18 protein-coding genes and 1 pseudogene are annotated in these 21,927 nt (G+C 48.3%); 11 read left to right on the plus strand and 8 right to left on the minus strand.

The genetic code is table 11. The features are described from left to right. Nucleotides 1-17: 17 nt before the first annotated feature. The 3 genes and pseudogenes from G449_RS0100960 to G449_RS0100975 form a co-directional block, all read right to left on the minus strand. Nucleotides 18-275, minus strand: a pseudogene (locus G449_RS0100960) (transposase); the annotation flags it as partial. Between the two features lie 10 nt (nucleotides 276-285). Beyond that, entirely contained in the window at nucleotides 286-735 is a 450-nt protein-coding gene (locus G449_RS0100965) for a hypothetical protein (RefSeq protein WP_022657439.1), read from the minus strand. Nucleotides 736-1,084: 349 nt separating this feature from the next. Continuing rightward, nucleotides 1,085-1,921: a hypothetical protein gene (locus G449_RS0100975; RefSeq protein ID WP_022657440.1), complete on the minus strand. Its 837-nt coding sequence runs from the start codon at nucleotides 1,919-1,921 to the stop codon at nucleotides 1,085-1,087. Between the two features lie 843 nt (nucleotides 1,922-2,764). Here G449_RS0100975 and G449_RS0100990 point away from each other — a divergent pair. Continuing rightward, nucleotides 2,765-3,328, plus strand: coding sequence for a hypothetical protein (locus G449_RS0100990; protein WP_022657443.1), 564 nt, complete (start codon nucleotides 2,765-2,767; stop codon nucleotides 3,326-3,328). A gap of 51 nt (nucleotides 3,329-3,379) precedes the next feature. On the opposite strand, the gene G449_RS0100995 is transcribed toward G449_RS0100990, so the two are convergent. Next, nucleotides 3,380-3,994 carry a hypothetical protein gene (locus G449_RS0100995; RefSeq protein WP_022657444.1) on the minus strand — a complete coding sequence of 205 codons (615 nt, stop codon included), beginning with the start codon at nucleotides 3,992-3,994 and terminating at the stop codon, nucleotides 3,380-3,382. A gap of 201 nt (nucleotides 3,995-4,195) precedes the next feature. On the opposite strand from G449_RS0100995, the gene G449_RS0101000 reads away from it, so the two are divergent. Beyond that, entirely contained in the window at nucleotides 4,196-4,798 is a 603-nt protein-coding gene (locus G449_RS0101000; protein WP_022657445.1) for a hypothetical protein, read from the plus strand. A 117-nt stretch (nucleotides 4,799-4,915) separates the two neighbouring features. Here the strand turns inward: G449_RS0101000 and G449_RS0101005 are convergent, their stop codons facing one another. Both G449_RS0101005 and G449_RS0101010 read right to left on the minus strand, forming a co-directional pair. Continuing rightward, a complete protein-coding gene (locus G449_RS0101005) occupies nucleotides 4,916-5,332 on the minus strand; it encodes a hypothetical protein (protein WP_022657446.1) in 417 nt (138 codons plus the stop codon). A 56-nt stretch (nucleotides 5,333-5,388) separates the two neighbouring features. Beyond that, nucleotides 5,389-6,048 (minus strand): hypothetical protein, encoded by a 660-nt coding sequence (locus G449_RS0101010; RefSeq protein WP_022657447.1) that lies wholly within the window; start codon nucleotides 6,046-6,048, stop codon nucleotides 5,389-5,391. Nucleotides 6,049-6,150: 102 nt separating this feature from the next. Here G449_RS0101010 and G449_RS0101015 point away from each other — a divergent pair, with 102 nt between their 5' ends. The 5 genes from G449_RS0101015 (at nucleotide 6,151) to G449_RS0101040 (ending at nucleotide 13,709) form a co-directional block, all read left to right on the plus strand. Then, entirely contained in the window at nucleotides 6,151-6,357 is a 207-nt protein-coding gene (locus tag G449_RS0101015; RefSeq protein WP_022657448.1) for a helix-turn-helix domain-containing protein, read from the plus strand. Nucleotides 6,358-7,014: 657 nt separating this feature from the next. Next, nucleotides 7,015-7,881 carry a hypothetical protein gene (locus tag G449_RS18335; protein WP_027180587.1) on the plus strand — a complete coding sequence of 289 codons (867 nt, stop codon included), beginning with the start codon at nucleotides 7,015-7,017 and terminating at the stop codon, nucleotides 7,879-7,881. Further along, the gene (locus G449_RS0101025; protein ID WP_022657450.1) at nucleotides 7,881-10,103 is read left to right on the plus strand and encodes a UvrD-helicase domain-containing protein; all 2,223 of its coding nucleotides are present in this window, start codon (nucleotides 7,881-7,883) and stop codon (nucleotides 10,101-10,103) included. The genes G449_RS18335 and G449_RS0101025 overlap by 1 nt, the downstream gene beginning before the upstream one ends. A gap of 810 nt (nucleotides 10,104-10,913) precedes the next feature. Further along, the gene (locus G449_RS15445) at nucleotides 10,914-11,999 is read left to right on the plus strand and encodes a bifunctional glycosyltransferase family 2/GtrA family protein (protein WP_034604750.1); all 1,086 of its coding nucleotides are present in this window, start codon (nucleotides 10,914-10,916) and stop codon (nucleotides 11,997-11,999) included. A 9-nt stretch (nucleotides 12,000-12,008) separates the two neighbouring features. Beyond that, nucleotides 12,009-13,709 carry an LIC_10190 family membrane protein gene (locus G449_RS0101040; protein ID WP_022657452.1) on the plus strand — a complete coding sequence of 567 codons (1,701 nt, stop codon included), beginning with the start codon at nucleotides 12,009-12,011 and terminating at the stop codon, nucleotides 13,707-13,709. Nucleotides 13,710-13,896: 187 nt separating this feature from the next. On the opposite strand, the gene G449_RS15450 is transcribed toward G449_RS0101040, so the two are convergent. Next, complete coding sequence (locus G449_RS15450) at nucleotides 13,897-14,670, minus strand: dienelactone hydrolase family protein (RefSeq protein ID WP_022657453.1); 774 nt, start codon at nucleotides 14,668-14,670, stop codon at nucleotides 13,897-13,899. 312 nt (nucleotides 14,671-14,982) lie between these two features. On the opposite strand from G449_RS15450, the gene G449_RS0101050 reads away from it, so the two are divergent. From G449_RS0101050 to G449_RS15460, 4 genes are all read left to right on the plus strand, one after another. Next, nucleotides 14,983-16,857: an ATP-binding cassette domain-containing protein gene (locus G449_RS0101050; protein WP_027180588.1), complete on the plus strand. Its 1,875-nt coding sequence runs from the start codon at nucleotides 14,983-14,985 to the stop codon at nucleotides 16,855-16,857. Between the two features lie 900 nt (nucleotides 16,858-17,757). After that, nucleotides 17,758-19,221, plus strand: a complete 1,464-nt coding sequence (locus tag G449_RS15455) for a bacteriohemerythrin (protein ID WP_022657455.1) — start codon at nucleotides 17,758-17,760, stop codon at nucleotides 19,219-19,221. Nucleotides 19,222-19,428: 207 nt separating this feature from the next. Further along, nucleotides 19,429-20,211, plus strand: coding sequence for an alpha/beta fold hydrolase (locus G449_RS0101065; RefSeq protein WP_022657456.1), 783 nt, complete (start codon nucleotides 19,429-19,431; stop codon nucleotides 20,209-20,211). A gap of 23 nt (nucleotides 20,212-20,234) precedes the next feature. Beyond that, a complete protein-coding gene (locus tag G449_RS15460; protein ID WP_022657457.1) occupies nucleotides 20,235-20,792 on the plus strand; it encodes a phosphatase PAP2 family protein in 558 nt (185 codons plus the stop codon). 104 nt (nucleotides 20,793-20,896) lie between these two features. Here the strand turns inward: G449_RS15460 and G449_RS0101075 are convergent, their stop codons facing one another. Continuing rightward, the gene (locus tag G449_RS0101075) at nucleotides 20,897-21,913 is read right to left on the minus strand and encodes a GGDEF domain-containing protein (protein ID WP_159060402.1); all 1,017 of its coding nucleotides are present in this window, start codon (nucleotides 21,911-21,913) and stop codon (nucleotides 20,897-20,899) included. Nucleotides 21,914-21,927: the final 14 nt, after the last annotated feature.

Raw genomic sequence — 21,927 nt, forward strand, 5'->3', positions numbered from 1 at the left:
TGCGGGCTTCAAAAGTTTTTTGAGATCACGTCCTTTAGGACGACAATATCAAGTGCCTGCTCGCCTACAAGTCTTTTCAGCCGTGCGTTTTCTTCCTCTAACTGGCGTAATCGCTTTGCGTCAGAGATGTTCATTCCACCGAACTTGCTGCGCCACTTGTAAAAGGTCGCATCCGAGATGCCATGCTGACGGCATAGATCGACAACGCGAACTCCAGCCTCGGCTTGCCGCAAAATTCCAATAATCTGTTCTTCGGTGAATCTGCTACGTTTCATTCTTGTGCTCCTATGTCAGGAACACTAACTTTTCAATGGCATACTTTTCGGGGGGAGGGTCACAGAGGGCTTTCAAAGTGCGAATGCGGCGATCAGCAGCCTTGCCACCACGCGCAGTTTCTGTTGAGCGTATGAAACTGGTAGCGATGGCCTTCGTAATGTCAGTCATGGCGACATCCTTTGTAAGGAAAGCCGCAAATTCGCAGAGGTGGCGTTTTTGCTCAAGAAACGTGTTGGGCGTCAATCGCACCTTGCAGTCCTGCAAGTATACCCTACTAGCATGGGAAAACATCAAACTCGGTGGCGTAGCTTGCTGCTGATTTAGGGCCACTTTTGCGACTTGCTCCCATTCCTTTGCCTCTCTTCGGCTGTAGCAAATCTTTGAGTACTGGTGCCCCTGAAACTTGAAGTATGCTTGGAACACGATTCCATTCTTTTTCACGATTTCGCGTATTGCCATCGCTGTTCTCCGTCAATATTTTAAAATATTGCAAAATGTCATCTTGGTTAAATCGCGCGCCCCGCAAATTTTCACTTTTGAAGGAAGTGGGAGTGACAAAAAAATGGGGGTAGCTTCGCCAGTTGTTTCTGACGGTGCCGGGCGATAATTTTAAAAAATCTGCTAATTCTAAGTATGTCATGCACTGCGGGTTCATTGATGCATGAAAATATCTTTAATCTCTTTATATCTGTTAGCGTTTATATGGTTCATCTCAAGAAATGCTGTTTTCATTGCTTCTCCTTCCAAATACCAAGCCTTATATAAATTAAGTTGCCCCGGCTGGTACTTCAGCCGGGGCAACAATTGTTTAGTATTTACGGTCTTTAATAATTTGTCTTATCTCATCGACAACCTCCTTTGGGTAAAATGAGAAGTGGTAAAATTCTCGCCTAACGTACTGGAGAAAGCGCGTTGGATCGAGGTTGTTGCGTAAGTACACCCTGTCCAGAACAAGCCGCTCAATCATCAGCTTCTTTTCGTGGCTAATAGGGTATGCCTTCGAGGCCTTGGCGAAGGTGATGTTTTTCTTGCCAACTATGCCGAACATGTGCCGGCCGGGAAACATATCCCTGAATTGCTCTTTTCGGGCTTTCTTCTTTGGTGAAAAAAGGTAGCCACGAATCGAGCTTTCAGCCTTTACTGGCTTAAACGCGCTCTTATTTGTGCTGCCCGTCATCTCCAGCCAGGTTCTCATCAGAAAGACCCTTTGCTCTCTTTCTAGCTCTTGGCCGAAAGAGCCGAAAGTGTGGAAATGCAAACCTGTGTTGCGGAAGGCAAGTTCAGCGCCCCACCCAAACCAAGCACCAGGGAAATTCGTCATGACTAGGTTTGTGTACGCCTGAAAGACGTCATACGCTCTTTCGCAGGTGTTTTCGTCAATTCTCTTCCACACGTTAGTGTCGAAGTTCAGCGTAATGAACCAGTCCGGCTCATTCTCAATCGTCGCAAATTTTTTTGCGAAACGACTGTATTGCCCGCCGTTAAAAAGTGATCCCTGATATGGCTCGTTGTGGTGCGTGAGATATTGGGGATCACTTCTCCAAATCATCGTCAGTCGCCCGCAAGTCCTTGCAGTGTATTTTGCGTGAGGATTGGGGGTTCTGATGATGGTTTCAGACAGATTCATTTTTTTCTTTTCGCTCATGTTGAGCTCCTGTTCTTAAGCATATCTATATATAAATATGAAAAAGAAAGGGTCTTAAGTCATGTGTACCTCCATAAAATAAAAAAAGCAGAATGCAGTATACCATAAATTTAAGAAAAGTCAATAGTGCTGAAAATATTACATTATTACTCGACACGGAAATTTTGATTTTACTAAACAATTATAAAAACAATGCACTCAGCAATGTTTTGTGGATTGTTTTAATTTTTTGCAAAATTTACGCTGAACAAGAGTTTTAGAACATAGTTTTTTGCAATGGTAAAAACTATGCTGTGTAGGCATCAAGTCGTGGCAAGTTGAAATGTGGCACGGAAAGAATCAAAACAATGGTAAAGGCAATGTTTTTAACATTGTTCATTTCAGGGCTAAAAACATTGCTTTTGAAGGAATATTTAAAAATGATCATGAAAATAATGAATTCAAAAAGCAATCTTTGCCTTAAAGATTTATTGCATCATGAATTATTAACAATTATCATGACAATGATTTGATGGCTATGTGCTAATGAACGTATTGAGTAGTGATTGAATGTAGCTATTAGTACAGTAACTATATGCAGAGATAACTAGTTATATGAATAATATTATATTAACCGTTAACTAGTATAATTCAAATCAGTTGTTCATTTGTTCTATTTTACATGACACTATTACCTTGGGCTAAAACCATAAGGCCTTTCTTCTTTACGCGACCTCAATATGTTTTGGTTAAATGATGAAAACTTTGCTTTGACCATTGCTATCAGCATTGTTTTTAACAATACTTTTACCAAGGGTTTCTTTGTTGCTGAATATGGGCATACAACATGAAATGGAGGGTAAAATGGCAAGGAAAAGCGCAGTGTTAAATGACACGCAGAGGAAGGCAAAATCTGGAAAAAAGGCCCCCGTTGTGGTGCCGGATATCAAAGATCTTAAAGTCAGCGATTTAAAAATGAAGGGGGATTCTAGGAGTTATACGTATTCTCTTGGGGCACTTTCGGTTTTAGATGCTGTAAAAATGGAGCTTAAGGACACAGGAGAAACGCTGAATAGTTTCGTATCGGAAGCAATAATCTACTATAGCAATTCACGATTTTCAGAAGAAGTTCTTGGCAGCGTCGTCGCTGCGCATAATTCAAAGCCTATGCGGACTCCGGAAAGAAATAGAATACTAGCACTTGAGCGGCTTATTACAGTGATTGGCATGGATTTTTTAGAAAAAAATAAGCAATCTGAGTTTAACAGAATGAAAAAATTCCTTAAAAATAACCCTGAGATTATCGAGAAAGGTACCCCCGGCGGGCGATGCAAGAAAGCCTCGCAAGAAACAGGTATCTTTAAAGACGATGATGCCATGCCACTCTGGCTTATATTGCTTTATGCCAAAAAATTCGAATTCATATGAATAAAAAGGCTCTCCATGATTAAATGGAGAGCCTTTTTCATGTCGCTACCGTTAGGCGGGTAGGGTGTTTTTAACAAATTTATCGAACTCCGGCATAAGCTTGAGCACGTTTTCTAACGCTGCGGTCATGGGTTCCAGTGATTTTTTGAGGTCGGGGAATTCTTTGGCAACCACAACTGGGTCGAGGGAAAAGGGTAGGATAAGGGTGCCGCGCTTGGTGAACTGGAATCCAGCTTTTTGAAGGACCTCCTTTTCCTTTTGAAAAGCCTCCAAGTGCTGTTTGACTTTATACCGGGATGGGCCTGCCGGTCTGCCGTCCATCCAAAATTCAAAGCATAACGTGCAGCTGTTGAGTCCAAGTGCGCTGCCGAGCCAATAGCTGTTGGCATTGGGGTCAGTCTCCGCCAGCCTGAAAACAGCCAAGTCGGCATGGCCAGGTTTTGTGGGCCAATCCAGTGGCGCAAACACGGTATCATCGTTGCCGTCTTCATCCTCCACCACCAGCCCGAATCGAGTGCGCCACGGCGACCGCTCGCCCAAGCGATTGGAAATAGCCCTATTGATGGCTTTGAAGACAGTGGCCTCTACGTGTTCTGTCAAACTTTCCTGTTCGATCAGTTCTTTGTTTGACAGCAAAAATACGCACATCTCCTTAGTGTAATTCATCTAGAACTCCATATCTTTTAAATTTGATAAAAAAGAAGCCATTTGAATTGCTCAAATGGCTTCTTTAGATTGTGGCTAGCGCCAAAGTTATTATATCATAATATCATAAAATTGTCAATATGTATGAAAATATGAGTCTAGTTGCTGCCAAAAAAATTAATCGTTCAGTTTATTATCACAATTAATAAGGAGAGTATCAACATGAAAGGATCACTACAGTTAAATTCCATCCTGTCGAGCATCAAAGACTTTGAGGTATCCATAACCACCAAACTGACCCACTTGGCTAAAGCACAGGGCGGTAATCAACTCCAACGCCATAAGCGCATCGCATTCATTGGCATCGGGGACATTGGTAATGCGGCGGCAGATGCTGTCCATGACAAGTTTCCTGAAGTTCAAGGTTTTTTGGACGTTATTCATGCCAGCCAGGCTGATACCCCTGAATACATTCCTGCCTTGTCGTGTTGGGTCACTGAGTGCCGAGGTCTTTATGAGCGCGAACCGCTGGTTTCCGTTTATATCGTCGGCATGATCGACAGCAGCAACCGCCTTCTTGATGCCCTTGATGCGGGCAACGCAGTCCGATACCTAAAATGCGAGTTTGTGCGGGGTTTCTTTGCTCTGCATGATGGGTGGGATAGTGCCGTGCCCGCCCTGTGTAATGCCGACATTGCGGTATCTCTGACGGAATGCGAAGGGGTAGAGCCGGGGCGAGGGGGGGATTTAGAGCAAGATGGGTTGTTTTTAGAGCTGTACGATTTTCTGCTGAATATGTTGGACGATGATCTCTTGATGGTGTGAGAGGGAGGGGGGAACCCTCCCCATCACGACAAGCCTAGTGAGCTTTTCCGAGTGCTTGTTAAAGCGTGGTCATTATTCAATGCTGTCTAGGCGTTTATCATCACTGGCGGGAAGTTGTTAATAAATGGCAGTAATAATGCGGTGACAAAAAAATTCGATCTCGTAAGGCGTAAGCTCTTTAGTCCTATAGACATAGCTAAGCACAGCATAATTGTTTTTTACTTGAAATTCATAAATTTCTTTGATCGGTGTGGCTATCAAAGGGTTTGAGCCTTCCATGTCAATTCGGTACTGGTTCTGACTCGTTTTTTGGCAGCTTGTAGCCTTTAGAATGCCTCCCAAGTTATCAGCGACTTTTGAGATGCCGTTGATAAAAGCATTCGCAGTTATTCTTCGCGAATCTTCCGGCACTGTCATTTCTGGGCACTTTACAAGCATCTTGCTAACCGGACAATCACTTAAGCTGTCTGCAATTGCAGCAGTTGAAAACAATAAGCAAATGGCAGCTAATAATGTAATATGCAACATTTTCATTGTATTCTCCTTTGCGATTAGAAATATTCAACGTGCTAAGCTCAATCATGTGGAGCTTACTGCCCCATATCCATGCTGCTCAAACGCCTCCCACAAGCCATTTCGAGCGCGGAAATGCATTCGTCCCGTTTTTGCTTGTCACGCCATGCAACACAACGCGCACCAAACGAGCCATGAATAAAAACTTTGGTGCCCCCTTGGCGTGTTACCTTGCTGATTTCACTGACAGGGAGCTCTTCCATTGAGCACAAATCTTTCAGAGCTTTTAGCCTGAAGATGTTGTCTTCTAAGGTATTGTTATGCGGGTCTGCGGGAATAACTACGGTTCCCTTTGTTTTAAAGACAAGAACGCCAATTTGCGTTGTTGCTATGCGCATTGACACAACGAACATGCCTGCCAGTGATGCAATCAATCCTGCGCATGAGCAAATAAATACTGCTGCATACTGAAAACTTAGGTGGATTCCTTTTACCGAGCCAAGAAAGGCAATGACTGAAAGTATTAGCAGTACGCTCCAACCTATTGCGACGGTTATGAACCGAAGGGGATTTCCAGAGTCGCAAACGCGCATGTCTGCGCTTTTCAGTGCGTAGCGCTCCGAATACCTTTTAAATGTCAGGTAACTATTCAAAAGGAAAACGGAAAAGAGAATTCCGCCAGCAACTTGCAGCACAAGCACTATCAATTCATTAAGATCGTTATTTTTTTTTGCCATAGTCTTCCCCTTATTTGATTTGCGGCATTTGAGTTTCACTATGCTATAGCCAAGTGGCTGTCAAGAAATTCTAGGATACATCCAAGTGAAAAAGGAGGATGTATGCCTTTTACTAGTAATCTTGGCAGTATCATGAAGGGCAAAGATATGACGTACGAAGAGCTTCAGCACATCTCAAAAGTCGCACCTGACACTGTCGCAAGAGCGAGAGATGCCAGAATTGCAACTTGCAAGCTGCTTACGCTTGAAAAGCTTGCAAGGGCGTTAGGGGTTGAGGTGTGCGACTTGTTCACCCATGTGAAAAAGTGAAGTACCCGCCTATAGTTGGGGCACCACTCATGCGGGTATTGCCTCCCGTTACTTAGAGTAAGGGGGGGGGCAATCTGCTAGATGAGCGGAACAGGCCGTTCCGTCCTTGCTCAACGCTAATTAGGAGTGTCTATAGCTGCTGGCTGTGATTGATTCAGGCGAGGGCATTGAGTGGAGTCGGTCAAACAGAGATAATTTTAAATAAACATATGTTTTAATTAAATTTAATAGAAAAATGTCCTATGTGAATCTCAGGGGGTAACAGGAATGCCTTTGCTCAACAAGAACCTGCTAAAGCGGGATATCGGTGTGTTTTATGTGTTGCGTCGCACTTCTTCAGATGTAAATGGAAATTTGTAATAAGAATATGACGGGATGTGCAATAATGGTCATTAGTGCGAAAAAAACAAAAAGTAGATGCATACGCGCAAGTTACGCGTAATAAAACTCTTATTATATCACTTATATTGTTATTGGAATCATTTTGTTTTGCGGATTATTATAGAACTGCAGAAAAATTCGATAAAAACGCAGAAAATATAAGGTGCGACAATTCTTATTTTTTTGATGGAGCTAGCAGTTGTCAAGTTGGGGTAAAGATTGTAATTTATAAAAAAATAGAATCGCAACTATGTACACTAAAATACTAGGAAACACATGCTAAGCACAAGTTTTCAGCCCTATCTTCCTGTCGCCCCGGAAGATTTTATACTGCAAGGGGACATTTTTGCAAATTGTGAATGCGCCAAAACACCTCCTTCGAATTTAGAGCTTTACTACATTTTAACGGCTGATTGTGACATTGATAAAGGTAAGTGTGGTGAATCTTTTGCTGCTTTGAGAATTGTTCATTTAAGAGATTATATATATAACATTTGGCCGAGTTCACATTTTCAATCTCTATTTGAAAGTAAAGAGAAGGATGTCATAAAAAAAATACAAAAATTTCATGCCGCACATCGTGGAGAAGGTGTCTGCATGGAAGATGTTGATTGTCTAAATTGGGTTGAGCATTGCCCGGCAACTGATATTTGTAGCGAGTTAAGCATAGAGGCAAAAGAGCAAAAAAAGTTTATCGCTACGCTAAATAATTATTCATTGCTTAAAAAACTTTATAATTCATCCCATGATAACAGATGTCTGCTACAATCATATGTTGAATCTTTAGCTTTATATGATAAGGCGATTGTTAAAGATAGCAAAAGCTATGTAAAATCAAAATTCAACAGGGATATGCTGCCAAAAGATGTTTTCCTGTTGCCTAAAGTGGCAATTTTAAATGGAATTGATTGCGTAGTGATCTTGAGAAACGTTATACCATTAAAAAAGAGCGATACTTCAACGAAGGTTGCAGATATAAGGAGTGGGAAATATGTTCGAGTTTGCAGGCTTCATCCTACTTTAAAATTTGCAATTTCAAGTATGTTTGCACATTTGTACTCTAGGATCGGAATCCCGAATGAGTATGAAGAAATGCAGGATAACGCTATTGAAGGTTTGAAACAAACTAAGGAAACAAAGTAATGCTAACACTTTCTTTAGACGCGAAAGCTATTCCGTTTATTAGCAATGGCGAGATCGACATTGCACATTTTTTCAAAACTAAAATGGTTCCATCTTCTTCAGAAAGATTTTTCTGTTGCGAGGTGGATAATCATGGCTATATCCTGTCCAGGAATTTGCAGTCGCAAGAAGGCATACTTACTATATCGCTAGAACAGAATGGCCCATTTGAAGGGGTGGCGGAAGGCTCACGAGAAGAGGCTTTCGGTAGAATTTTAAAGGCGTCCCAAAAGATTTTTGAGAACAAACGCAACAAAATTCCCCCGTCGTGGCAACCATTTAGAAGTGATAATTTGCTTTCATTTCAGGCTGATAAATATATCAGGAAGACTGAAGGGGGCAAAATTAATGCAGGCAGAATTGTACTTGAACAATCACGTCAGCCACATCCGCAAGTGTTTGCATATGCATTTCTTCCCGAAAGCAGCATTGATCTTCCCCATCCTAATAATCATAATTTGCTCTCAGAAGCACTGCAAAATCTCCCAAAAGCTATAGAAAAAAATGCAGAGATTGAGTCTTCAAGACTTCAAAATGAAGATTTTAATCTTAATGAAAATTTTACTTGTGAATTTGCTGACTGTAGTATCGAGGAATGGAAAAAAAAATTAACGGTACAGCAGCTTCAGTTTGTACTGGCAGATATTAAGAGTAGTTTGCGGCTTCAAGGGCCTGCGGGGAGTGGTAAAACACTTGCGCTTGTTCTCAAATGTGCCATAGCACTTCAGGAAAAATCCAAAAATGGTGAGAATTTTCGGATATTGTTTCTTACCCACGCGCTTAGAACAAAAAATGATGTTGAAGCACTTTTTTTGTCTCTAGATGATGGTATGCAAGAGTATATAAAGAATGAGAATATTGTAATTGAAACGATTTATTCATATGCACAAGGTACTTCAAACTACGATTTTGAAAAAATTATTCCAGTGTCACTGGATGGGCATGATGGAATGCAGCTTCAGTCCATACTGTTGGAAGAAGTTCTTGCTGATTTCATTACGAATAGTTGGGATGCCTACAGGGCAAGTTGTTCTGAAACTTTTAGAACATTAATTGGCTCTCCTGCTGGTTCTACTGAATGGAAAAGTTTTGTGTGGGAGCTTTTGAATGAATTTTCATGTGTAATAGACTCTTATGGTGTTCACAAAACATCGGATATTGAACAGAGATATCTGAAGGAACGCCGATATAAATGGATGATGCCGTTGGAGAATGAGTCTGACAAAATTGTTGTTGTCAGGCTATATCAAAAATATGTCGAAAAGTTGCGTCATGAATCGGTTCTTGGATGTGATCAACTTGTTGCAGATTTTTTACGATACCTTGATAGCTTTACGTGGGAGGCATTACGGCCCGACGAGGGTTTCGACCTTGTGGTAGTTGACGAACTGCATTTGTTCAATCGGCAAGAAAGGCTGGCTTTTGTCCGTCTGCTAAAACCATATTGTGACAAAACGCCACTTGTAATTATGGCCTATGATCTCCGTCAATCTCCTAGAGACACTTTCTTGGGGTTAAGCGATAAGAATCAAAGTTCGTATTGGAAAATATCGGGGTTAGGTGACATCAAAAAAATAGAGTTTACAGATAATTTTAGGTATTCTCCACAAATCGCCATGTTTATGAAAAGTCTTGAAAGGCAGTTTCCGGGAGCTGACTTGTACGCAGACTGGGGGCCAGAAATTGGAAAAGTCCACAATGTTGACGGGCCAACCCCTATTATAAAAACACACAAAAATTCAAACTTACTTTTTGCAACAGTTACCGACAAGGCAAGCAAAGAAAAGAAGAAGAATACAAAGCTTGCGATTGCTATTTTGTCTGTAAGTCGGGAAAAGTTTATTCAAAATGCATCAAAAATTAAAGATAACAAATCATTTTTGGTGTTAAATTCTAGAGATGGGACAACATCGATACCTGTGGATAAGAAAAAATGTGTCTACAGCATGCCTGAATTTGTTGCTGGAATGCAATTTGATTATGTGTATGTAGTGGATGTGAATCAAAATGAGACGGCGTGCTCAGCGTGCACAACTTCACTATCAAGAAAATTTGCGTCACAAATATATTTAGGCGCGAGTCGAGCAAAAAGTAAGCTCGAATTGCACGCAGCGGACGATTGTGGTGGAGCCGCGCCTCAGTTGTCAGTAGCACTTTTTGAAAAGAGTCTTTTGCCAGAATAATGAAAATAGTTCACATCGTGAGTTCTTGAGCCATTATGCCCCGATTTATTTAAATCGGGGCATTTTTCTACGTGCCACAACAATGCATTCTTATCCGATAGGCGGTTAGTATGCTTTTTAATTGAAGATGGCCGCTAAATTTTATGGGTCTGGAGTTGCTAGAAGTTGCTAGTCATCTCTGTTTTTAGATTTGGGTCAGAACCCACAATTGCACCGGTCTCTGTGGTGAACTCGTGCATACCGCTGTGCATACTTTTTCGATTTATGGGTATGCATCTGCATGACGCTGGATGAAAATATAGTGCTGAAATGATTACAACTAGCTGAAATCATTATCTGTCATAAAACTAATTGAATCGACTCGAAATCGAGTTAGGGGTTAGTAGCTCCTACGTGGGTTCGAATCCCACCCTCTCCGCCATTAATGCGTAATAAAAACGGCGAGTTGCTTTAGATGGCAACTCGCCGTTTTCGCATCTGAAATGGTATGTTTTTAACGAGTGAGCGAGCCAACCACAAATCGACATTTATACGTTGCTCCATCTGTAAGAAAAATCGGGGGAGGGTGTTTTCGTTCATGTGCCATGTGGCCGGTTGCTGCTTTTTCAACGCGGGCGGCATCGATTTTGTGCTTGCTGAATCAAAAGCATATCGGCTAAATAGTCGCAGCGTAAATCTTAGCTCCACTCAGTAGATTCCTTTTCAGGGCAATGTAATAAAAACATTGCTTAAATTATAGTCCAGCGCCAACTGACTATTCACTATGCTAGCACGGGGTTTTTGCTGCCTCTGCACTATTGTGAGCAAAACATGAATGCACCCATCCGCCTTTCGCTTGTCATCCCCTGTTATAATGAAGAACGTACCCTTCGTGATTGTGTAAGTCGTTGCCTTGCACTGCGTGAGCGGAATATTGACCTGGAGCTTGTCGTTGTAGACGATTGCTCCACAGACAATAGCCTCGCCGTTGCTCGTGAGCTGGAATCAGAGATTCCGGGGATCACGGTAGTGCGGCATGAAGTCAACAAGGGCAAAGGCGCGGCGCTCCGAACGGGTTTTCTGCACGCAACAGGTGACTACGTGGGCGTTCAGGATGCGGATCAGGAATATAATCCTCTGGATTATCTCAAGCTGCTTGTGCCGCTGGTGGAGGGCGATGCCGATGTGGTGTACGGCTCGCGATACCTGCGCAGGCAAACACGGCGGGTGCTTTCTTTCTGGCACACCTGGATGAACCGCACGCTGACCTTTATCTCCAATATGTTCACAGGCCTTGATATCAGCGATATGGAAACCTGCTACAAGCTTTTCAGCCGAACCGCCATTGCCGAAATCGCTCCGCTGCTCAAGGAGGAGCGCTTTGGTTTTGAGCCAGAGGTGACGGCGCTGATAGCCCAAAAAAGGTTCCGCGTATATGAATGCTCCATACATTACGAGCCGCGCGGCTACGAGGAAGGCAAAAAAATCGGCTGGCGAGATGGCATACACGCGTTGTACTGCATTCTGCACTACAGCGCGCACTGCGCGCCCCTGCCTATGCAGGTTCTCATCTATTTGTGCATAGGGCTTGTGTGCGCGCTGACCAATATCAGCATTTTTTCAACACTCCTCGGCGTTGGATTCAGCGCTGCCGCTGCCATCTGGATTGCCTTTTTGCTGGCTGCCGGACTCAACTATCTGCTGTGCATTACGGTGCTGTTCCGCCACAAGGCGCGCTGGTCCGGCCCACGCGAGGTTGCCATCTACATTGCCTGTGTGCTCCTTATGGGCTGCGTGGACTACGCCATTACATCCGGGTTTATCTTCTGCGGCATTTCGCCCTACTGGAGCAAGGTCTGGTCAACATTGCTGGGCTTTGTGGGCAATTTCCTGTTGCGCAAATTCTGCGTGTTCTAGGGGCGGAAGATGCTGCTTCTGGCTGTTGCACTGCTGACGTGCTCCCTGCTGCTCTGGCTGGCTGGCGTGTTTTTGCTGGAGGCACTGGGGCTGCAAAACAAAAATCCCTTTCTGGCATTCTGGGCGGGGATATTCCCCATCGGGCTTACAGGCTTGTTGCTCTCTCTGTTTGTTCCGCTTCAGGGGGCTGCTGCCGCGCTGTGCTTCTGGGCCAGCGGATTGGGCCTTTGGCGGCTCTGGCGCAAGGGTTTTCGAGAAGCAGGTCTGAGCGGCCTGGGATCTGCGCTGACCGTGGTTCTTATAGCGCTGCTGGCCTATAAAACCGGCTATGCGGAATTTAAGGACGGCGGCGGAGGCGATACGCCAGGTTACCATCTGAACCTGGTGCGCTATCTGCACGACTACGGCACGGTAGCGGGTATTGGCAATCTTCAGTTCCGCCTGGGCATGAACTCCACCTGGCATGTGCTGGCGGCGCTGTTTGAGCAAGGGGCACTGCTTGGGCGCAGCGCCTACCTCATGCAGGGTTTGCTGGGCCTTGGAGCCGTGGGCTGGTGCGTTGCCGAAGTCGCCACAAGCACGGTTATCTGGCGCAGGCTCTACGCAGTAGTCCTCATCCCCATGGTGGCATACTACCTGCGCGATATGCGTCCCTCGCTGTACTACGATAACGCGGCGCTTTTTTTGTGCGCGGTTGTTTTTTCCATCTGTTTGCGGATTCTCTTGCAGAAAGATAACCGAACGGTCATGGCGCACTGTGTTCTGGTGCTGACGGCAACGGCTTTTTTGCTCAAGCCGTTGAATCCGCTTTTTGTGGCTGGCTGCGCGGGGATTGCCGCCTGGGGAGTATGGCAGGATTTTCCTCGGGGGCGTCTGCGGCGTCTGGCTCTTGTCTGCATGCTGCCATGTTTTGCAGCGGGTGCCTGGATTGCCAAAAACGTGCTGCTCACAGGGTATCCTGTGTATCCATCGACCATTTTCCCCTTTCCCGTTGATTGGCGCATGGCGGAAGCAAAGGCGCGGGAGTGTCTGGAGTGCATTCTCGGCTGGGCCAGAATGCCCAATGGGCTGTACCACGAAAGCCTCCGGCAAGGGCTGGGGTTCTGGTTCCCCTCTTGGTTTGAGCGCCAGATTCAGTCGTTTGAAATGTGGTACAACGGCTTTGCGCCGTTGGGCCTTGGGTGCATTGTCTGGCTGCTGGCATGCGTGCGCCAGCGAGGCGCGGTAGTCTGGTGCATTCTTGGGCTGACACTGGCAAGTCTTGCGGGATGGTTTGGCAGCGCTCCCGAAATTCGTTTTGGCTCTGCGTATTTTTGGATATTTCTGGCTGCCGGAGTGGCCTGCCTTTTCAGAAACCAGACTGCATCGGACGTGACGCCCAGAGTGCGGGTGGTGTTGTGGGCCTTGGGTGCTTCGCTGCTTGGCCTGCTTGTATTTTTTTATCAGCGCGGCTCGCACCACAGCGAACGTGACTGGTTGGCGCCCGCTCCTGCGGTGCTGGGCAATGCCGCTCCCGCGCGTATTCAGCCGGATGACGGAGCAGAGCCCTTTGACGTTTTTGTGCCGCGCGGCGAGGGCAAGGGCTGCGCCAACGGCCCAGTGCCTTGCACCAGTGAGCCGAATTGTGGCTTCTGCCTGCGTGATCCTCGGCAATGGGCCAATGGATTCCGCGATTGTCAGTCGCACTTTGCTGGCTACGTTTCGCCCTGATCTCTGCTACACGAAAATATGCAATTTTTCGGTTGCATGCGCGCGGTGGTTAGCTGCTATTTACGCAGATAGCGCTGTCAATTTGTGGAGGCCGTCGGCATGCGTGATCGGCATCCATGTGCATCAGGCAACACTCCTTGCACAGATAGATGGTTTGCCGCAAGAATGCTTCATTTCGGGAGGATGGTCACATCATCTGTTTGCCCATCAGCACCCTCTGAAAAAACTCCAGCGTCCGCTGCTCCGCGTCTGTGGCGGCAGAGCGGTTAAAGCCGTGTCCTGCGCCGGGGTAGATGACCATCTCAGCGGTTTGCCCAAGGCTGCGGGTCAGTTCCACCAGTTCCTTGCCTCTTTCCATGGGCACAACGGTATCCGCATCGCCGTGCAGTTCCAGCAAGGGCGGCATGTGGGTAATGGGGTGCTTGCCGTCAGCCCTGCGCTGGGCGGGGATGCCGCCGTAGAACACAACCAGCGCCGCGATTCTTGTATCCTTGCTGGCAACGGATGTTCCCAGATAGCCCCCCTGAGAAAAACCCACGATGCCAACGGGGCGCGCCTTGTGCCCTTGCGCAAGCACGTCTGTTACAACATCGCTGACCATCTGCGACCACGCGCCTATGCGCTTTGAAAAATTTGCGCGCCGCGTTTCCACAGTTTTGGAGCATGCGACATCCTGCTCATTATAATAATCCAGCACATAGGTATCAAAACCCGCGTGGGCAAGCTGTGTGGCGTTGCGCTCATAAAATGCCCGGAATTTATCCAGCCCCTGGCTGCCGTGCAGCACAATGATAGCCGGGTGCGGCCCTTGCCCACCAGCAAGAAAGGCCTTAACCACAACCGGCTCCTGGGATGTTGTTTGCGTGCCCTCGTGAACCTGAATATCGCCTGCAAGGGCGCGGCCAAATCCGCCAAAAAACACAAAGAGAAAACACCAGCAAAAGATTTTTGCGCTCCGCATATTCCCGCCCGTGGGTAATGAGTGAAATTCCGTCAATGCTTTCGGCTACTCGCTTTGTGCGGGTAAGACAAGATCACCTTTGCATCCGTGTTGTGCGGAATGTGCCGCGCACAGGCTTGTCAGCGGCCCGTTGCGTCAGTTTCGCCGCTGGGGTAATGATACGCCTCTGCGGGGGCGCAGGTGCAGCGCGTTTTTGCGCACAGCGCTGGCCGCCCGGTATGCAGGGCACGCAAAGCACGCATCCGCAGGGCAGCCGCAACCCAGAGCAGCGGCAGCCCCAAGCAGAATCATATCAAAGCGTTGGAGAATATTTTGGCATTTTTGAGCATGCAGGGTGTTACCCTGAACCTCGGCGGCAAGCCGCTACTGGATTCGGCGGATTTTTCGGTTGAAGTGGGCGACAGGCTTTGCCTCGTGGGCCGCAACGGCGCGGGCAAGTCATCGCTGCTGGCGCTGCTCGGCGGGCAGATGGAGCCCAATTCCGGCATGATTATCCGCCCAGGCACGCTCATAGGCCAGATGCCGCAGGATGTGCCGGAACGCTGGCGCGGCACGGTTTTTTCTCTGGTGGCGGAGGTTCTGGGCGAGGAGGGCACGGCCCTTGCCGCAGCCCATGCCGGGGCCGAGCACAGCCTTGAGCTGAGCAGCGGCTGGGAGCGCTACGGTGATGTGCTTGCCGTCATCAATCATCTGGGGCTGGATCCCGATGCGGATTTTACCTCGCTCTCTGGCGGCACCAAGCGCCGCGTGGCTCTGGCGCGGGCGCTGATCTGCTCCGAAGACCTCATTCTGGACGAACCTACCAACCATCTGGATATCGCCACCATCACCTGGCTGGAAGATTATTTGCTGCGCAAGGCCCGCACCCTGATTTTTGTCAGCCATGACCGGGCCTTTGCCAAGCGCCTCGCAACGCGTGTTGTGGAGATCGACCGGGGCAAGCTGCACAACTATTCCTGCGGATTCGACCGCTACCCCGAGCGGCGCGAGGAACGCCTTGCCGCCGAGGAGCGCGCCTTTGCACTGCAAGACAAAAAACTTGCGCAGGAGGAAGTGTGGATTCGGCAGGGCATCAAGGCCCGCCGCACGCGCAACATGGGCCGGGTGCGTGCGCTTGTGGCTCTGCGGGCCGAGCGCGCCGAGCGGCGCGACAGGCAGGGCAACGTATGTATGGCCGCGCAGGAGGCTGGTCGCTCGGGCAAGCTGGTTATTGAGGCCGACAATATTTCAGTCGGCTACCCTGGTCAGCCGCCGCTTATCCGCAATTTTTCCACAATCATTCAGCGCGGCGACCGCGTGGGCCTGATTGGCGAAAACGGCACGGGCAAAACATCGCTTATCCGCGTGTTGCTGGGCGAGCAGCAGCCCACAGAAGGCGAGGTGCGCCTCGGCACAAATCTGGAAATCAGCTATTTCGATCAGTTACGCGAAACGCTCGACCCGGAAGCCAGCGTCATGCACAGCGTTGCCGAGGGCAACGATGTGGTCACGGTGGGAGGCAGTACGCGCCATGTGGCAGGATATTTACAGGATTTTCTCTTCACTCCCGACCGCCTGCGCCTGCCGGTCAAGGTGCTCTCCGGCGGCGAGCGCAACCGCCTGCTGCTGGCAAAGCTCTTTACCCGGCCATCCAACGTGCTGGTGCTGGACGAACCCACCAACGATCTTGATGCGGAAACCCTTGATCTCCTCGAAGAGCTGATTGCGGATTATTCCGGCACCGTGCTTGTGGTCAGCCATGACCGTAGTTTTCTGGATAATCTTGTCACCAGCGTCATCGCGCTGGAGGGCGACGGCATGGCCCACGAGTATGTTGGTGCCTATACCGACTGGCTGCGCCAGCGCTCGATCCCTGCCCAGGAGCGCAAGCCGGAAGAAAAACCCGCCCGCACAAACCAGCGCCTCGCCTCGGACAAGCCCCGCAGACGCAGCTTTAAGGAACAGCGGGAATTTGAACAACTGGGCAAGGAGCTGGAAGGCCTGCCGGAGCGCATGGACGCTCTGGAGCAGGAGCAGAAAACTCTGGAAGCAACACTTGCCGATCCGGAACTGTTCGCCCGCGATCCAGATGCTTTTGCCAAAATCACAGACCGGCTGGTGGCGCTGGAAACCGAACAAACCGAACTGCTGCTGCGCTGGGAATTTGCGGAGCAGCGCCTGCAAGAGCTTGGTGAACTGGCCGGATAGGGCGGACTCCCCAGCCAGCGTCAGCCCGCATGTATGGTGCAATGCCGTACATGCGGCTCCAGTCTTTTTTTCGAGTTAAGCAGCCTCCCCCCCCGTACCATTCTGCACTCTTACCGGAGTGCAGCTTCCGCAATTATGCGTTCGCTATGTGAAAGCATGCTCCCGGTCATCTGCGACGTTATATCACACGTGACTATCATGGGCACGTGTGAGCTTGAAGCGCGCATGCTTTCTTTTGTTGCTGTAGTGGGAAGTTTTAATACTCGTTATTTTGTTCAGTCTGACATTAGTTATTTTGTTTATTTCCAAAAAAATTATTTTTTCAACTAATAAAAAATTTAATGCATCCGTTATGTCTCAAACAAGGTTGATGCTATGGTCAATGTATGGGGCGGTGAATCTCTAGCGATTTTTTTAATTTTATTAAACAGACTACTCAAGAATGGGTAGGCTCTTTGACCTCGATTTAAAAGATAGGAAGCTAACGTATTTCTTTAGTGGCAGTTGCATTTAAATTTGTATAATTATATATAAAAGTTATTAATGTCCCTGTTGAGTTGTTTAGCCTGCATTTTTATCGAGACAGTTTTTGCTTCCTGAAAATCGACAATCGACTACATTAGAGGATATGTCATGGCTATTGCATCAGGAACAAGCCTTTCATTCCGGTTGTTTTCTTCTGCTGTCGTGCTGATGTGCGGTGGCGCAGCATCATTCACATATGGCGTTATTTCTAATGCATCGTTTATAATACACGGTGCATTATTTTTATTGGCGGCCACGGCTGGTCTTTTTTTAATATGGACGGTCTATAAGCAGCTGATACTTCCTTTACGCAGCATACGGGATTACGCACAAGAGATCGCCAGTGGCCGCCCCGCAGCATATCCAGCGTGTTCCATGCCCAAAGAATACTCAGACCTGCGCGAAAGTATTTGCACTATGGTCGCCTCGCTGGATCAGGCCCTTAAAGATGCCCGACATAAAGGCGATGAAGCGCACCGGCTCGCGGCAGACAGCGAGCTTGCATTGCAGGAAAGCCGCGCTGCGGAAGCGCAGGTGCGGCAACTGCTCAATGACATGCGTACCGCTTCGCAAAAAGCGGCCACTGCATCCTCGAGTATTTTTTCCGGTATCCGCGAACTTGGTCAAAACATGGAGAATGTGGATCGCGATGTGGTGCATCAGCGGGAAAGAATGCATGAAGCCTCGCAAGCCATAGAGCAGATTAATTCCGCCATTCAGAGTATAGCGCTCAATACCGTTAAAGCTGCAGATGACGCTGCGTTGGCGCAGCAGGGGGCTGTGTCGGGCGCACAAGGGGTGCGCTCGGCAGTTCTTTCTATTGATCAGGTTAAGGAGCGTATTCTGCTGCTCAAGGAAACCATGACCCATCTTGGGCAACAGGCCGAGGGCATTGGAGCTGTGCTTGGAGTTATTTCCGACATCGCGGATCAAACAAATCTGTTGGCCCTGAACGCCGCCATTGAGGCCGCCAGGGCAGGCGAAGCCGGCCGCGGATTCGCCGTGGTCGCCGACGAAGTGCGGAAGCTCGCGGAAAAGACAATGAAGGCCACCAGCGAGGTCGGCGAGTCATTGAGAAATATTCAGGCCAAGGCGCGCGAAAATGTTCAGGCTGTGGATGCCGCTGCGCAAGATATTGTTACAAGCGCAAGCGCCGCCGAACAGGCCGCTGAAGATGTGGACAGGATTGCGGGATTTGTTCAGCAGGCCGCCAACGAAGTCTCTGCCATCGCGGCGTCCAGTCAGGCGCAGACCGCGGCGAGTGAAGATGTTCGCAGAGGTGCGGCTGAAGTCAACACCATCGCAAAGGAAACGGCGGAGCACGTCAATAATTCCATTCGCGTGCTTGTGGAAATATCTGGTCAGGCAGAAGAACTGGACGCCATCGTCAGCGCCATGGGGCAGGGAAATCTTGGCGGCGTTGTAGATTCTGACCAGCTTATATGCTGGACAAACGATCTTTCTGTAGGGGTTGCAAAGATAGATGAGCAGCACAAGGCTCTTGTGGCCCTTATCAATGAGCTGAATTCCGCCATGCGGCAACGCCGTTCAGAAGAGGTGCTTACAGGCGTGCTGGACAGGCTGAAGCAATACACGGTAAAGCATTTTGCCACGGAAGAAGAATTTTTTGACCGCTATGGCTACGCAGAAGCGCCTGCGCACAAAAAAGCGCACCGTGATCTGGTAGAAAAAGTTCTGGCCTTTGAGCAGGAGCTTAAAAGTGGTCGAGCCAAGGTCACCATGGAAATCATGCGTTTTTTGAAAGAGTGGCTCGTGGGCCATATTATGGGTACGGATAAACGCTATGGCCCATTTCTCAATGGCAAGGGCGTGCAGTGACAGTAGCCTGAAAAGCAAACTCTGATATGTGCAAAAAGAGCCGGAGTATGGTCTGCCCCGGCTCTTTTTGTTTACAAGTTCGGGGCGCGTTGTGTGAGTATTCGCGAAAAGATTTTTCGGCTCAGGGCATTAACGGCGACACGCTAAAGTTGATAAGCCACTGAAACAAGCCAATATAGCAAAAAAGAAGATATCGGAGTGCAAGCAATGCAAATATCAACTGACGGAATCAACTGGTTTTATACAACAAAAGGGCAGGGGGAACCTCTTCTTTTTTTGCACGGCGGGCTGGATACCTGCGAAAATTACGTAACTCTGCTGGCGGAACTGGCAAAGGACTTCCGTGTTGTCGCTGTTGACCGGCGCGGGCACGGCAGAACAGCGGATACAGACGCGCCTTTTGCGTATGGCCTGATGGCGGAGGAACTGATTTCTTTCACACAGGCGCTTGATCTGCCGCCTTTTCACATTGTTGGCTACAGCGATGGGGCGAACCTCGGCTTGCATATGGCAAGCCGCCTGCCGGGCAAGGTAAAGAGCCTCATTGCCATATCAGCCAATTATCTTGGCGTGTCGGGGATGTCGCAAGGTTGGCTGGAAACGGTTGAAGTATTGTCTGCGGATTTTGTTCAGGAGCATATGCCGGAAGTTGCGCAGCAGTATGCCGAGCTGAACCCAGCTCCAATGCTTGAGAGCTTTATCAGTAAGACAAAAGAGCTGTGGAGCAGGGATTGCGTTGTTGAAGTTGAAGTTTTGCAAGCCCTGCAAACGCCAACGCTCATTGTGGGCGGCGATCGGGATATCGTTTTGCCAGAGCAGCTTGTGGACATGAAAAAACTGATCCCGGATGCCTCCCTGCTTATGCTGCCATATTGCGGACATTTTGTTTTTCAGGATTTTGCCTGGAGCAACACTGCGGCCTCAGCCGTAGCCGTGTTCAAGGATTTTTTGACAACACGCTTCAGCGCGCATAATGCGGATTTTTTCTGACCTGTTGTATCCCGGTATAGAGCATGATTGCACTGAATCACCAGATTTTTCTTGCTGTTAACGCCAGCGATGCGGCATCCCCCTTTGCAGTGTGGGTAGGGGGCGCGCTGGCAGAGTGGCCCATAGGTATCACTGTGGTGTTGACTCTGCTGGCTGTTGTGCGGCAAAAGCCGCGCGGGTTTGCCGTTGCTCTGGCTTTACGCGTGGTTTTGACCGTGACGGTGGCCATGGGTTCAGCCTGCCTGATCCGAATATTTCACTATAATCCCCGGCCCTTTGTGCTGGGGCTTGGGCGAATGCTGATTGCCCACGAACCCACATCATCCTTTCCCAGTTTGCACGCCACTTTTTTGTTTTCGATGGCGTTTGCGCTGCTTCTGCAAAAGGGTTCGCGTGGCATTGCACTGTTTGTCATGCTGCTGGGGTTCATCACGGCCTGGGCCAGAATCTTTGTGGGGGTGCATTATCCGCTGGATATGGCGGGGGCATTTTTGACGGCTTGCCTTGCCGCCGTGGCGGTAAATTTCTGCTTTCAGCGAGCCAGAGGCGGCTGGGCTGTAAAAAACGGGGGAGCAGGTTAGAGCCTTTACTGGCGGGCATGCGGCTGATTTTTCTGACACCATTAAAAAAGGCGGGTTTCCCCGCCTTTTTTAATGGTGCGCAAGTGCGGGCCATTGCCCCGGCGCTAGACAGCCTTGTGATTTTCCTCGTCCAGAATCAGGTATTGATCGTTGGCCTTTAACACCACCGCGCGTGAACGGGCATTGTGCTTGGCGTGGTACAGGGCTTTGTCCGCCCGGTCAAAAAGCTGTTCTGCCGTTTGGATTCGCGGCGCTTTGGCATCCAGCAAAGCTATGCCGGCGCTGACAGTAATGTGCAGGTTGTTTTTTTCAACATTGCCTTCCGTATCGCGGATAAGCAGGTTGAAATTTTTGATGGCCTTGCAAAAACGGCTGATGATTTCGGGCAACATATGCGCGCTGGCCCCGGAGGCCACAAGGGCAAACTCATCGCCGCCAAAGCGCGCTGCCAGGGCATCTGTCTCTGTATCAATTTCTTCGCGCGCCCTGCGGAGGTGCGAGCCAACAACCTTAAGCACCTGATCGCCGATAAGGTGGCCGTAGGTGTCGTTAAAGGTTTTGAAGTGGTCGATATCAAAGAGGGCCAGGGCAAGGGGGTGCCCTTCTTCGTGCCACCGGGCCGTAGAATTTTTGATAAAAAGATCAAGGCTCAGGCGGTTGGCAACCTGAGTCAGGGGGTCAATGAAGGCGAGGTTTTCAAGGTTGCAGATGTCTTCCTCAAAAAGAACCTTGACCCGGTGAAAGGCTGATTGCAGCTTTTCAAGCATGACGGTGCCATCGCCGTTTTCCGCCACAATGGAAAGGCTTTCTTTTTCAAGGTGGGCAATGTCGCCGTAGCGCGAAGACAGCTTGATGAAAAACTGGTCTATGATGGAAGACGTTTCGTGAACCATGCTGTCGAGCTGATTCACAATTGGCTTGCTGAATATTTCACTGCACTTGCGGATTGTGGAAACAAGCTGTTCATCAGAGTAGTGTCTGTTTTTCAACAGTTCTTCCATCTGCGCGAGAATGGCAATTTTTTGTTCTTCATCAAGAAAATGATAGTCCTTCATTTCCCTGAAAAAAAGCAGCAGGGAACGCCAACGCGTTTCTGGCGGAACACCTGCTTTGTCAAACATATCAAATAATTTGA

Origin of the sequence: Desulfovibrio desulfuricans DSM 642 (genome assembly GCF_000420465.1) — a bacterium.
GTDB classification, from domain to species: domain Bacteria; phylum Desulfobacterota; class Desulfovibrionia; order Desulfovibrionales; family Desulfovibrionaceae; genus Desulfovibrio; species Desulfovibrio desulfuricans.

Excerpts from the sequence above, each read along its gene's own strand:
- G449_RS15450 (WP_022657453.1), bottom strand. The coding sequence starts at position 14,670 with ATGCGGAGCGCAAAAATCTTTTGCTGGTGTTTTCTCTTTGTGTTTTTT.
- G449_RS0100995 (WP_022657444.1), bottom strand. The coding sequence starts at position 3,994 with ATGAATTACACTAAGGAGATGTGCGTATTTTTGCTGTCAAACAAAGAA.
- G449_RS0101065 (WP_022657456.1), top strand. The coding sequence starts at position 19,429 with ATGCAAATATCAACTGACGGAATCAACTGGTTTTATACAACAAAAGGG.
- G449_RS18335 (WP_027180587.1), top strand. The coding sequence starts at position 7,015 with ATGCTAAGCACAAGTTTTCAGCCCTATCTTCCTGTCGCCCCGGAAGAT.
- G449_RS0100965 (WP_022657439.1), bottom strand. The coding sequence starts at position 735 with ATGGCAATACGCGAAATCGTGAAAAAGAATGGAATCGTGTTCCAAGCA.
- G449_RS0101025 (WP_022657450.1), top strand. The coding sequence starts at position 7,881 with ATGCTAACACTTTCTTTAGACGCGAAAGCTATTCCGTTTATTAGCAAT.
- G449_RS0100975 (WP_022657440.1), bottom strand. The coding sequence starts at position 1,921 with ATGAGCGAAAAGAAAAAAATGAATCTGTCTGAAACCATCATCAGAACC.
- G449_RS15445 (WP_034604750.1), top strand. The coding sequence starts at position 10,914 with ATGAATGCACCCATCCGCCTTTCGCTTGTCATCCCCTGTTATAATGAA.
- G449_RS0100990 (WP_022657443.1), top strand. The coding sequence starts at position 2,765 with ATGGCAAGGAAAAGCGCAGTGTTAAATGACACGCAGAGGAAGGCAAAA.
- G449_RS15460 (WP_022657457.1), top strand. The coding sequence starts at position 20,235 with ATGATTGCACTGAATCACCAGATTTTTCTTGCTGTTAACGCCAGCGAT.
- G449_RS0101010 (WP_022657447.1), bottom strand. The coding sequence starts at position 6,048 with ATGGCAAAAAAAAATAACGATCTTAATGAATTGATAGTGCTTGTGCTG.
- G449_RS0101000 (WP_022657445.1), top strand. The coding sequence starts at position 4,196 with ATGAAAGGATCACTACAGTTAAATTCCATCCTGTCGAGCATCAAAGAC.
- G449_RS0101075 (WP_159060402.1), bottom strand. The coding sequence starts at position 21,913 with ATGTTTGACAAAGCAGGTGTTCCGCCAGAAACGCGTTGGCGTTCCCTG.
- G449_RS0101040 (WP_022657452.1), top strand. The coding sequence starts at position 12,009 with ATGCTGCTTCTGGCTGTTGCACTGCTGACGTGCTCCCTGCTGCTCTGG.
- G449_RS0101005 (WP_022657446.1), bottom strand. The coding sequence starts at position 5,332 with ATGAAAATGTTGCATATTACATTATTAGCTGCCATTTGCTTATTGTTT.
- G449_RS15455 (WP_022657455.1), top strand. The coding sequence starts at position 17,758 with ATGCCCAAAGAATACTCAGACCTGCGCGAAAGTATTTGCACTATGGTC.
- G449_RS0101015 (WP_022657448.1), top strand. The coding sequence starts at position 6,151 with ATGCCTTTTACTAGTAATCTTGGCAGTATCATGAAGGGCAAAGATATG.